At 70.4% G+C, this 11,637-nt stretch carries 11 protein-coding genes; all 11 read right to left on the bottom strand.

Going from position 1 to position 11,637, the window contains the following annotated elements; all coding sequences use genetic code 11:
* Window positions 1–38: 38 nt before the first annotated feature.
* Window positions 39–1,154: a polyprenyl synthetase family protein gene (locus HY68_RS26275; RefSeq protein WP_241778686.1), complete on the bottom strand. Its 1,116-nt coding sequence runs from the start codon at window positions 1,152–1,154 to the stop codon at window positions 39–41.
* Window positions 1,151–2,542, bottom strand: a complete 1,392-nt coding sequence (gene hpnE / locus HY68_RS26270; protein ID WP_041993146.1) for a hydroxysqualene dehydroxylase HpnE — start codon at window positions 2,540–2,542, stop codon at window positions 1,151–1,153. Before hpnE ends, HY68_RS26275 begins: the two co-directional genes overlap by 4 nt.
* A gap of 91 nt (window positions 2,543–2,633) precedes the next feature.
* Window positions 2,634–3,584, bottom strand: a complete 951-nt coding sequence (hpnD, locus tag HY68_RS26265) for a presqualene diphosphate synthase HpnD (RefSeq protein ID WP_198533343.1) — start codon at window positions 3,582–3,584, stop codon at window positions 2,634–2,636.
* Entirely contained in the window at window positions 3,581–4,501 is a 921-nt protein-coding gene (gene hpnC, locus HY68_RS26260; protein WP_041993143.1) for a squalene synthase HpnC, read from the bottom strand. Before hpnC ends, hpnD begins: the two co-directional genes overlap by 4 nt.
* Before the next feature lie 379 nt (window positions 4,502–4,880).
* Window positions 4,881–5,666, bottom strand: coding sequence for an ABC transporter ATP-binding protein (locus HY68_RS26255; protein ID WP_041997208.1), 786 nt, complete (start codon window positions 5,664–5,666; stop codon window positions 4,881–4,883).
* The gene (locus tag HY68_RS26250; RefSeq protein ID WP_041993140.1) at window positions 5,659–6,588 is read right to left on the bottom strand and encodes an ABC transporter permease; all 930 of its coding nucleotides are present in this window, start codon (window positions 6,586–6,588) and stop codon (window positions 5,659–5,661) included. Before HY68_RS26250 ends, HY68_RS26255 begins: the two co-directional genes overlap by 8 nt.
* Before the next feature lie 114 nt (window positions 6,589–6,702).
* Window positions 6,703–7,575: a glycosyltransferase gene (locus HY68_RS26245; protein ID WP_041993137.1), complete on the bottom strand. Its 873-nt coding sequence runs from the start codon at window positions 7,573–7,575 to the stop codon at window positions 6,703–6,705.
* 5 nt (window positions 7,576–7,580) lie between these two features.
* Window positions 7,581–8,366 carry a CDP-alcohol phosphatidyltransferase family protein gene (locus HY68_RS26240; RefSeq protein WP_078863789.1) on the bottom strand — a complete coding sequence of 262 codons (786 nt, stop codon included), beginning with the start codon at window positions 8,364–8,366 and terminating at the stop codon, window positions 7,581–7,583.
* Window positions 8,344–9,405 carry an iron-containing alcohol dehydrogenase family protein gene (locus tag HY68_RS26235; protein WP_041993135.1) on the bottom strand — a complete coding sequence of 354 codons (1,062 nt, stop codon included), beginning with the start codon at window positions 9,403–9,405 and terminating at the stop codon, window positions 8,344–8,346. Before HY68_RS26235 ends, HY68_RS26240 begins: the two co-directional genes overlap by 23 nt.
* On the bottom strand, window positions 9,393–10,142 hold the full coding sequence (locus HY68_RS26230; protein WP_041993132.1) for a phosphocholine cytidylyltransferase family protein: 750 nt from the start codon (window positions 10,140–10,142) through the stop codon (window positions 9,393–9,395). The genes HY68_RS26235 and HY68_RS26230 overlap by 13 nt, the downstream gene beginning before the upstream one ends.
* A partial coding sequence (locus tag HY68_RS26225; protein ID WP_063779678.1) for a DUF5941 domain-containing protein occupies window positions 10,139–11,637 on the bottom strand: 1,499 nt, incomplete at its 5' end. The genes HY68_RS26225 and HY68_RS26230, both read right to left, overlap by 4 nt.

Below are 11,637 nucleotides of genomic sequence, written 5' to 3'. Positions count from 1 at the left end.
GGGCTATCCCCCAGAAGAGGCGTGTATGGGAATTCTGATCATCTCTTTCGTACGACGACGAAGTCGGCGAGCGCGACGAGCTGCGCCCTGACCTGTTCCGGCATGTCCACGGCCGCCAGCGTTTCGATGGCGGTGGCGTGCTGTCTGCGGGCTTCCTGAGAGGTCCACTCCCGGCCGCCCGCCTCTTCGATCAGCGCTGCCCTGGTGGCGAATTCTTCCTCGGAGAAGGTCTCGAAATCATTGCTTTTCGCGTCGGCGGCCAGCAGTTCGGCCAGCCGCTCCGAAGCGGGCCCGCCCGCGGCGAGCGCGGCGACCACCGGCAGTGACTTCTTGCGCTGCCGCAGGTCGCTCCAGGTCTGCTTGCCGGTGGCGTCCGGATCGCCCCAGATGCCGAGCAGATCGTCCACCGCCTGGAAGGCCAGGCCGAGATGGTGGCCGAAGGACTCCAGTGTGTCGGCGGTCCTGTCGTCGGCGCCGCCGAGCACGGCGCCGATGGAGACGGCGCAGGCCAGCAGGGCGCCGGTCTTGTTGCCCTCCATCAGCAGGCATTCCTCGACGGTGACGCGCTCACGGTGCTCGTACGAGATGTCCTGCGCCTGACCGTCGATCAGCTTGCGGGTGGCGGCGGTGAGACGGCGTGTCGCGCGGCCTGCCTCGGCCGTGCCGAGCTCCAGCAGCACCTCGTTGGCGAGCGCGAACAGCGCGTCGCCGACGAGGATCGCCTGGGCGGGGCCGTGCACCTTCCACACCGTGTCGCGGTGCCTGCGCTGCTCGTCACCGTCCATCAGGTCGTCGTGCAGCAGCGAGAAGTTGTGGACGAGTTCCACGGCGACGGCGCCGGGCACACCCGTCTCGGGTGACGCGCCCGCCGCCTCGGCGGAGATCAGCGCGAGCGCCGGGCGTACGGCCTTGCCGCCGTCGCCGTCGGCGGGCCTGCCCTCGGCGTCGATCCAGCCGAAGTGGTAGGCGGCGACGGTGTCCATGGGCGGGGCGAGCCGGTCGACGGCGGCGCGCAGCACCGGGGTGGCCAGCGCACGTCCCCGCTCCAGGAGCGCGAAGACGTCCGCGGTGTCGACAGCCGGATCGGCCGGGGGCACAGTCGGCACGGTCTCTCCTCTTGTTCCAGTACTCGTCGGTGCAGTACTCAGGCTCATGCCGCCTCCTCCAGCGGATGTTCATGGGGGTGGCCGAGCTCGGAGAGGGCGGCGCCGGCAGCGCTGAAGCCGCTGCGCACGGCGCCCTCCATGGTCGCGGGCCAGCCGGTGGCGGTCCACGCACCGGCCAGGAAGAGGCCGGGCGCGTTGGTTCGGGCCGCTGGCCGCAGCCGGCCCACCCCGGGCGTGGGGGCGAAGGTCGCCGTCCGCTCCCGGGTGACGAAGAAGTCCCGCACCTCGGCGCCGCGCGCGGCGGGCAGCAGCCGCTCCAGCTCGGGAAGGTAGCGGGCGCGCAGCTCGGAGACCGGTGTGTCGATCTCGTCCTGGGCCGCCGACTGGGACACGGCGAGGTACTGGCCCTCGGTCAGACCCGAGGCGTCCGTGCGGTCGAAGACCCACTGGACGGGCGAGCCGAGCGCGGCGAAGAAGGGGCGGCGGAGCACCTTGCGGTCGTAGACCACATGGACGTTGAGGATCGGCGCCGTGCCGATGTCGAGCAGGTCCCCTGGCCGGTCGAGGGCGCCTTCGGGGAGCAGTGCGTGTGTCTCACGCTGCGCCACCGCGAGGACGACCGTTGCGGCTTCGAGCCGTTCGCCGTCGGTGTCGACGTACCAGCCGCCGTCGGTGGCACGGGTGACGGCGTTGACACGGGTGCGCAGTTCGGTGCGTACCCCGGCCGAGTCGAGTGCCTTGCGGGCCAGCGTGTCGTGCAGTTCGCCGAGCGGGACCCGCGCCCAGCCGATGTCGGCCGCGCCGGGTTCGGAGAGCAGGCCGGTCTTGAAGACCATCGCCGCGAGCGCCAGCGAGGAGTGCGGGGCCGTGGCGTTGAGGGTGGCCACACCGACCAGGTCCCACAGCGCCTCGATGGTGCGCTGCGACTGTCCGTGCCGGCCGAGCCAGCTCCCGAAGTCGGTGTCGTCCAGGGCGGGATCGGCGAGGTCGAGACCCTTGAGCGCGAGGGCGGCGCGGCCGACGGAGGCCCGTTCGGCGAGGGACAGGTGCGGGTAGCGGGCGAGCCCTGCGGCGAGGTGCAGCGGTACGGGCAGCGCGTTGCGCCGCAGCCGGCCGAGTTTCGGCTCGGGGCGCCCGACGTCGAGCACCGGCACGTCGAGCCGGTCCTGCAGCGGTGCGAGGCCCGCGCCGTCGACCCGGTCGAGGAACCAGCGGTACGCGGTGCAGCAGCGCAGGTACACGTGCTGGCCGTTGTCGACGGTCAGTTCGCCGCGCCGGAAGGAGAAGGCGAGACCGCCGAGCCTGGGGCGTCCCTCGACCAGCGTCACCCGCACTCCGGCGTCGGCCAGCTGCAGCGCCGCCGTGATTCCCGCGAGTCCGCCGCCGATCACAACGGCGTGGCCGGAACCGGACGGTGTGGCCTCGGCCGTTGTCATGCGCGCTCCCCTCGGACTGTCGCAGTCAGGGACGCGCTTTCCTTGTGCGGGGTTGTCAGGGCGCGGGAGGCGACTTCGGCGATCTGCCGCATCAGCCGCGCCTCCTGATGGTCTGCCTGGAGACATGGCGGGCATCGAGACCGGAAAGCCCGCGCACGGCAACATACGCCTTCTCACGCCCCGGTAGTGAGACCCTGCCCCGCAGAACCGCCTCGGGATCACGTTCGATGCGGTCGAGGAGGCGGCGGTAGATGCCCGCCATGGCCGCCACGCAGGCGCCGCTGCGCCGGTCGAGCATCGGCAGCAGCCGGTAGCCCTCGGCGAACAGCGCGCGGGCGCGGCGCACCTCGAAGTGCACGAGTCCGGCGAAGTCGGAGCCGGCCGGCGGGGTCGCGCTGTGGAACCCCACGGAGCAGCCGAACTTGGCGAGGTCGTCGGCCGGCAGGTACGTACGCCCGTTGCCCGCGTCCTCCCGTACGTCCCGGAGGATGTTGGTCAACTGGAGCGCGAGCCCCAGCGTGTCGGCGTACTCGGCGGCACGCTCGGCGCCCGGTACGCCTGCTCCGGTGCCGAACACGCCGAGCGAGAGCCGGCCGATCGCACCGGCGACACACCGGCAGTAGTTCTTCAGGTCGTCCCACGTCTCGTACGTCTCGCCGCGCACGTCCATCAGGACACCGTCGATGAGCTCGTCGAGCCCTTCGATCGGGATCGGGAAGCGGCGCGCCGCGTCGGCGAGCGCGACGGCGACGGGGTCCGTGTCGTCCTCGTCGACGGCGCCTTCCCTGATCCTGGTCAGCAGCCCGCGCGTCTCTTCGAGGCGGGCGTGTTTGGCATCGGCGGGGAGCGTCCCGTCACCGATGTCGTCGACCCGCCGGGAGAGCGCGTACAACGCGGACATGGCTTGCCGCTTCTCCAGCGGCAGCAGCCTGATGCCGTAGGCGAAATTCCGGGCCTGCTGCCCGGTCACAGCCTCGCAGTAGCTGTAGGCCGCCTGTACCGGCGCGGACATGGGTGTCTGTCCCTCCACGTTCCGGCTCACCCCTCTCTGTGCGCTCTTCGCAAGACAGCTCCCACTTCGCGCAGCAGACGCGGCTTGGTGGGTTTGGGCGGTCCGGGGAGCACATCGTGCCCGGCGGCCGCGATCGAAGCGAGGGCGGCGCGCCCTCCGGCCACAAATCCGGCGAGCAGCAGCTGGAGCCTGCCGTGGACGCTACCCACCAACGGGGTGCCTTCATTCAGCAGGGTGCCGGCCCGTTCGGCTTCGTAGGCGATCAGGGTGCGCACCGACGCGTTCCCCGAAGCCTCGGCCAGGTCCGCCTCGGTGACATGGAACCGTTTCATGTCGGCGGCCGGCAGATAGACGCGGTCGCGGCCCAGGTCCTCGGCCACGTCCTGCAAGTGTTCGACGATCTGCAGCGCCGTGCAGACCGCGTCGGAGCGGCGGATCCGCTCGGGGGTCGCCGTCCCGGTGATCTCCAGGACGAGCCGGCCGACGGGGTTGGCGGACAGCTCGCAGTAGGCGAGGAGGTCGTCGTACGTCTCGTACCTCCCCACCAGTTGGTCCTGGCGGTTGGCGGCGATCAGCCCGAGGAACGGGTCGAGACTGAGCGACCTGCGCCGCACGGTGGGCACCAGGGCCCGCAGCAGCGGATGGCCGGGTTCCGGCCCGCCGGACGCGAACACCCGTCGGAGGTCGGCCTCGAAGGCGTCGAGCATGACGAGCCGGTCGTCGGCCTGCGCCTCGGCCACCCCGAGATGGCGCGCGTCCGCGCCGCCGGGCGCCAGATCGCCGTCGCCGATGTCGTCCACGAGCCGCGCGAATCCGTAAACCGCCATCAGATCGCCCCGCCAGGCGCGGGGCAGGAAGAACGGGGCTACGGGGAAGTTCTCTTCCGTGGCCTTGTCCAATGTGCTGCGCGACGAGGCGTCAGGGCGCACCTGCGGAGCGCCCGTCACTGCGAGCTTCCCGGTACGGGGACGGAATAATCCTCGTGGCGCTGGAGATTTTCCGTCATTGCCGTCACATCTCCCGTTCTACACTGCCGACCTAATACATCCCATTTCGGACACGCCGCCCGCTTGTCCGAGTAAACGCCTTCGGGCAGGCGGAATGGCCAGGGTGTATCACCCCACTTGCCGCGAATTCAGAACCAGCTCAGCTTACGTTGTACAACGCGGACGACCACGCCGGGGTGTTGCGCGCATTACAAGAACGCTGCAATACGCACCAACCTTCCCCGGCACCGCATGACTTGACCCGTTCTTGACGAGCACGACCAGGGCCCCCGCCGGAACGATCCCGGCGGAGGCCCTGGTCGGAGCTGGGTGGGAGCGGCTACTTGCCGGTCTCCTTCTCGTACGCCTTGAGCACCTCGTCGGTGGGTCCGTCCATCAGCAGCTCGCCCTTCTCCAGCCACAGCACCCGGTCGCAGGTGTCCCTGATGGACTTGTTGCTGTGGCTGACCAGAAAGACCGTGCCCGCCTCTTCGCGCAGTTCGCGGATGCGCGCCTCGGAGCGGATCCGGAACTTGCTGTCGCCGGTTGCCAGTGCCTCGTCGATCATCAGCACGTCATGGTTCTTGGCCGCGGCGATGGAGAACCTCAGCCGGGCCGCCATACCGGACGAGTAGGTGCGCATCGGGAGCGTGATGAAGTCGCCCTTCTCGTTGATGCCGGAGAACTCGACAATTCCGTCGTAACGCTCCCGCACCTCCTCCCGCGACATGCCCATGGCCAAACCGCCGAGCACCACATTGCGTTCACCGGTCAGATCACTCATCAGGGCGGCGTTCACGCCCAGCAGTGAGGGCTGGCCGTCGGTGTAGACCTTGCCGCTCTCCGGCGGCAGCAGTCCCGCGATGGCGCGCAGCAGGGTCGACTTGCCCGAGCCGTTGGTGCCGATCAGGCCGATAGCCTCGCCCCGGTACGCGGTGAAGGTGACGCCCCGTACGGCGTGCACCTTGCGGATCCCGCGCGACTCGCCCTTGTCCCTGCGCACGATCCGGTTCAGCGCTGCGGTCGCCGACCCCCGGCCGCCGCCACCGCCGTTGACCCGGTACACGATGTGCACGTCGTCGGCGATGACGGTGGGGACGCGCCCCTTCACGTTGACATCAGCCACGCCCATACTGCTCCTCAGCCTTCCAGAAGAACACAAAACCGAAGACGCCCACGACGAGCGCCCAGACCAGCGCGATGGCCCAGACGTGTGCGGGCAGGTTGCTCGATCCGTAGCCGTTGATCATCGCGTACCGGACGAGGTCCATGTACACCGCGGCCGGGTTGTACTGCAGTACGTCGGCGATCCAGCTCGGCTTGCCCTTGAGCATCACCGGGATGGAGAACATCACGCCGGACGAGTACATCCACGTGCGCATGACGAACGGCATGAGCTGCGCGAGGTCGGGTGTCTTGCTGCCCATCCTGGCCAGGATCAGCGCGAGCCCGGTGTTGAAGACGAACTGGAACGTCAGCGCGGGCACGACCAGCAGCCAGCGCGGCGAGGGGTAGCTGCCGAAGGCGCAGGTGATGACGACGAGCACGATCATCGAGTACAGCAACTGCTGGAGCTGCTGGAGCGCGAACGAGATCGGCAGCGCGGCGCGCGGGAAGTGCAGCGCGCGCACCAGTCCCAGGTTCCCGGAGATGGCGCGTACCCCCGCCGTCACCGAGCTGGTGGTGAAGTTGAAGACGAACACCCCGGTCACCAGGAAGGGGATGAACACCTCCTGCGGAATGCCCCGCTTGGTGCCCAGGATCAGGCCGAAGATCAGGTAGTAGACGATGGCGTTGAGCAGCGGGGTCGCCACCTGCCACAGCTGTCCGAGCTTCGCCTGGCTGTACTGGGCGGTCAGCTTCGCGCTGGAGAAGGCGAAGATGAAATGCCGCCTGCCCCACAGCTTGCGGGCGTACTCTGCGAGTCCCGGCCGGGCGCCGCTGACCGACAGCCCGTACTTGGCGGCCAGCGCCTCGGGGGGCAGACCGTCGTCGGGAGACGGCGGCGCGCTCGTCATGGTCGCACCGTCATGGGTTGTGTCACTCACAAGTGGAAACTTCCGTGTTCGAGAAGCGCAGCTGATCGGGCACGGGCACGGCGGCCGGGCCCCTGGGCGTTCGGACCGGGCTGACAGCACCTGATGCTGTCAGATCCGAGCTTGTCAGACGACCGGCGGCCGGCCCAGTCGGGTCAGCCGCCATACCGTACGCCACTTCATGGGGTGCCGGGGTCCCGGCGGCGAGGCCCAGCCTTCCCTGAAGCCGGCGAACCAGACTTTCAGGGCGGCCACCGACGGCCGTCTGACCAGGGTGAGCAGCAGCCACACCCCCAGATAGAGCGGGACGACGGGCGCGGGCAGATTACGGCGGGCCAGCCAGACCCGGTTGCGGGCCACCATCCGGTGATATTCCGCATGCCGCGACGGCGGCATGGTCGGGTGGTGCAGAACGAGGTCGGCGCGGTAGTCGATCTGCCAGCCGGCGTCCAGGGCCCGCCAGGCGAGATCGGTCTCCTCGTGGGCGTAGAAGAAGGCGCCGGGCAGCGGGCCGACCTCGGCCAGGACCCTGGTTCTCACGGCGCTGGCGCCGCCCAGGAAGGTCGTCACCCGGGACGAGCGCAGCGGGTCGGAGGCGCGCAGCCGGGGCACATGGCGGCGCTGGGTGAGACCGGTCACCGGGTCGGCGATGCGGAAGCTGACGATGCCCAGCACCGGGTCGGCGGCGAACGCGGCGCGGAGCAGCTCCGCTGTCCCGGTGTCGGGCAGCGAGCCGTCGTCGTCGAGGAAGAGCAGGACGTCCACGTCCGCACCCGCCGGGCCGAACGCCTCGATCCCCGCGTTGCGGCCGGCCGGGATGCCGAGGTTCTCCGGCAGCAGGACCGTCCGTACCCCGGCGGGCACTTCGGGCACCGGGGCGCCGTTGCCGACCACCACGATCTCGACGGGATCGCCCTGCTGGGCGCGGACCGAGTCGAGCAGCGCGCGCAGTTCGGCGGGGCGGTCCCCCATGGTGAGGATCACGGCGCCGAGCCGCATGTCGCTCACCTCAGCCTGCTGGACGCCAGGATGGAGACGAGGTGCAGCAGGGTCTGCACGAGGGCGATGCCGGCGAGTACGGCGATGCCGAGGCGGGTGAAGAACAGGTCGCCGTGGACCACGTCGAGGATCGCCATCAGCAGGATGAACAGGCTGGCCTCGATACCGCCGACGAGCCGGTGGAACTTGAGCGCGGCGGCGCCGCGCCGGGCGAGGGCAAGACCCGAGGAGCGGGGCGCCGACGCCTCGTCCTTGACCGCGGGCAATCCGCTGCGCTGCCGTGCGACGTCGACCAGGTCCGTCTCGGCCTTGATCAGGATCGCGCCGAGCGCGGCAAGCGTGCCGAGGAACGCCCAGAGCCAGTTGGCGGTCGAGCCGTTCTGCTCGAAGACGTCGGCGCCGCGCACCCCGAAGCCGACGAGCAGGGCCGCCTCGCACAGGTAGTGGCCGACACGGTCGAGATAGACGCCTGTGATGGAGGTCTGCTTGCGCCAGCGGGCGACTTCGCCGTCCACGCAGTCGAGCAGCAGATAGATCTGGAACAGCACCACGGCGAGGATCGCGCCGGTGATGCCGGGCACCAGCAGGGCGGCGCCGCCGATCACCCCCACGACCACCATCAGATACGTGAGCTGGTTGGGCGAGATACGGGTGTTGACCAGGTACGGGTCGATGTGCAGCGAGATTTCCCGCATGTACATGCGCCCGGCCCAGTGCTCCCCGCTGCGCCGGTCCTTCACGCCCTCCGGGTGAACGACCGGACGGAGTTCAGCTACTGATGGTCTTGGCATAGTCGGCGTACGCGTCCCTGATCTGATCGGTGGACAGGTCGAGGTGCTCGAGAATCGTGAAGCGCCCGGGGCGGGTCTGCGGCGCGTAGGCCACGGCCCGTACGAACTCGTCGGCGGAGAAGCCGATCTCCTCCGGCAGCACGGGCAGCCCGTGGCCGCGCAGCACCTGGGCGAAGAGCGCCGACTGCTCGTGCGCGCCGCGCAGGTGCATGGCGAACGCGGCGCCGAGGCCGACCTGTTCGCCGTGGAGCGCGGCGCGCTTGGGGTACAGCAGGTCGAAGGCGTGGCTGATCTCGTGGCAGGCGCCGGACGACGGGCGGGTGTCGCCGCTGATCGACATGGCGATACCGGTGAGGACCAGTGCCTCGGCGAGGACGGTGAGGAACGCGTCGTCGGCCGCGCCCGCCGGGTGGCGCAGGACGGCTTCGCCGGCCGTGCGGGCCATCGCGGAAGCGAGACCGTCCACCTGCTCGCCGTTGACCTGGTGGGACAGTTCCCAGTCGGCGATGGCGGAGATGTTGGAGAGCGCGTCGCCGATGCCCGAGCGGACGAAGCGGACCGGGGCCTGCCGGATGACGTCGAGGTCGATGACGACGGCGATGGGCGTCGGGACGCCGTACGAGCCGCGGCCGTTGTCGTTGTCGAGGGTCGAGACCGGTGAACAGATGCCGTCGTGCGAGAGGTTGGTGGCGACGGCCACCATGGGCAGGCCGAGCCGGGCCGCCGCGTACTTCGTCACGTCGATGATCTTGCCGCCGCCGAGACCGACCACGGCGTCGTACCGCTTGCCCTTGATGCCGTCGGCCAGCTTGACCGCCGAGTCGATCGTGCCGTCAGCGACGGGGTACCAGTCGGCGTCCGGCAGCAGCGGCGCCAGCTTCTCGCGCAGCGCCTGTCCCGACCCGCCGCTCAGCGCGAAGGCGAGCTTGCCCGAGCTGGAGATCCGCTGGTCGGCGAGGAGCCCGGCGAGCTGGTCCATGGCGCCACGGCGGATGTCGACGACGACCGGCGAGGGGATGAGCCGGGTCAGTACTGGCACGCGATCTCACGGCCCTTCGCGAGGTCGTCGTGGTTGTCGATCTCGACCCAGGGGACGTCCCCGATCGGCGCCACGTCCACGATGAAGCCGCGGTTGACCAGCTCCTGGTAGCCGTCCTCGTAGTACAGGTCGGGGTCGCGCTCGAAGGTGGCCTTGAGCGCGTCCGCCAGTTCCTCGGCCGCCTCGGGCTCGATGAGGGTGACCCCGATGTACTCGCCGGTGGCGGTGGCCGGGTCCATCAGCTTGGTGATGGAGCGCACGCCCTTCTCGCCGTCGGTGATGACCTTCATCTCCTCGTCGGCGAGGTGCTTGACCGTGTCGAGGGCGAGGATGATCTTGCGGCCCTGGCCCCGGGCGTCGAGGAGGGTGCGCTGGACGGAGACCGGGTGCACGGTGTCGCCGTTGGCGAGGATCACGCCCTGCTTGATGACCTCACGCGCGCACCACAGGGAGTAGGCGTTGTTCCACTCCTCGGCCTTGTCGTTGTCGATCAGGGTGATCTTCAGACCGTAGGTCCGCTCCAGCTGCTCCTTGCGGGCGTACACGGCTTCCTTGCGGTAACCGACCACGATCGCGGCCTCCTTGAGGCCGACCTCGGCGAAGTTGCCGAGCGCCAGGTCGAGGACGGTGATGCTGCCGTCGCCCGCCGCGTCCACCGGCACCAAGGCCTTCGGGAGGGTGTCGGTGTAGGGGCGCAGTCGCCGGCCGGCTCCGGCGGCCAGTACGAGGCCGATCATGCGGTTTCTCCTTCGTCGTGTACGGCGGGGGCCGCCGAGGACACCCAGAAGCGGATGGACTCGGCGAGCACGACCAGCGCCACGGCGACCGCGAGCACCGTCAGGGCCGTGGGGAAGTCGGTGTGCCGCGTCACGAGTACGGCGGCGAGGACGGTGACGACGAGCGTCCTGCCCTCGTGTCCGCCGATCGTCATGACCAGCCACCGGGGCGGGGCGCCGGTGCCGCCGCGGATGCGGTACACCGTGTCGTAATGATGGTAGGCGACGGCGGCCACCAGGCCGAAGGCCGCGGGCAACGCGCCGTTCACCTCGGACCGGGCGGCCAGCAGCAGGACCGTGCCGTACTCGGCTGCCCGGAAGACCGTGGGGACGAGCCAGTCGAGCGCGCCGGTCAGCGGGCGGGCGACCGCGATGCCCGAGGTCAGGACGTAGACCACGGCGGCGACCGCGGGCCAGGGCCCGTCGATCGGCGCGAAGGCGGCGGTGGCGGCGACAGCGGCTCCGCCGACGAAGGCCACCAGGAACGACAGGACGGCGGGCATCCGGCGGGCCGGGCGGCGCAGCAGTCCCGCGACCGACCGGGCGAGCGGCCCGGAGTCGGTGAGTTCGGCGAGGGCGCGGGCGGCCCGCTCGGTGCGGTTGGCCTTGCGGGTGACCGAGCGCAGGACGCGTCCCGCGCTGGTGTAGCAGGCGGCGAAACCGCAGCCGACGAGCAGCGCGTAGAAGACGATCCGGGGCGTGGTGAACGCGGTGAGTACGGCGATCATCGCCCAGCGCTCGCCGATGGGCAGGACGATCATCCGGCGCACCCACACCGTCCAGCCGACGCTGTCGAGCTTGCTGGAGAGCGCGGCCGTGGGGGTGCCGGCCACGGCCTTGCCGTCGGCCGTCGCCGCCGTGGCGTCGACGTTGGCCTCGTTGAAGGAGGAGTCGAGCAGATGGCGGCAGGCCTGGAGCACCATCGCGCCGAGCGCCAGCGCCCACACGTCGTCGCCGTTACGGGCGGCGCCGAGGGCGAGTCCCGCGTAGTACGCGTACTCCTTGGCGCGGTCGAAGGTCGCGTCCAGCCAGGCGCCCAGCGTCGAGTACTGGAGCGAGTAGCGGGCGAGCTGTCCGTCGGTGCAGTCCAGCACGAAGGAGAAGATCAGCAGGACCGCCGCGGCGACGAAGCCGCCTCGGGTGCCGGTGGCCGCGCAGCCCGCCGCGATCAGGGCGGTGACCAGCGACGCGGTGGTCACCTGGTTGGGCGTCAGGCCGCGGCGCGCGCACCAGCGTGCGAGGTAGCGGGAGTAGGGGCTGATGCAGAAGGTGGTGAAGAAGCCGTCGCGCGCCTTGACCGCGGAGCGCAGCCGTACGGCTTCGTCGTCGACGGCGCCGACGGCGGCCTCGGCCTGGGCACGCGCGGCGGCGTCGTCCGGTACGGCGGCGACGAGCGAGCCCAGTTCGGGGCGGTGCACGGCGGTGCCGTCCGCCTCGACGGCGTCGGCGACGAGGT

The sequence above is a fragment of the Streptomyces sp. AcH 505 genome (genome assembly GCF_000818175.1).
GTDB lineage: Bacteria > Actinomycetota > Actinomycetes > Streptomycetales > Streptomycetaceae > Streptomyces.
This window is presented reverse-complemented; position numbering and strand designations above follow the sequence as displayed.

Bases quoted from the DNA above. Each gene is read 5' to 3' on its own strand.
- HY68_RS26240 (WP_078863789.1), bottom strand. From the start codon at position 8,366: ATGCCAAGACCATCAGTAGCTGAACTCCGTCCGGTCGTTCACCCGGAG.
- hpnE (WP_041993146.1), bottom strand. From the start codon at position 2,542: ATGACAACGGCCGAGGCCACACCGTCCGGTTCCGGCCACGCCGTTGTG.
- HY68_RS26245 (WP_041993137.1), bottom strand. From the start codon at position 7,575: ATGCGGCTCGGCGCCGTGATCCTCACCATGGGGGACCGCCCCGCCGAA.
- HY68_RS26230 (WP_041993132.1), bottom strand. From the start codon at position 10,142: ATGATCGGCCTCGTACTGGCCGCCGGAGCCGGCCGGCGACTGCGCCCC.
- HY68_RS26275 (WP_241778686.1), bottom strand. From the start codon at position 1,154: ATGAGCCTGAGTACTGCACCGACGAGTACTGGAACAAGAGGAGAGACC.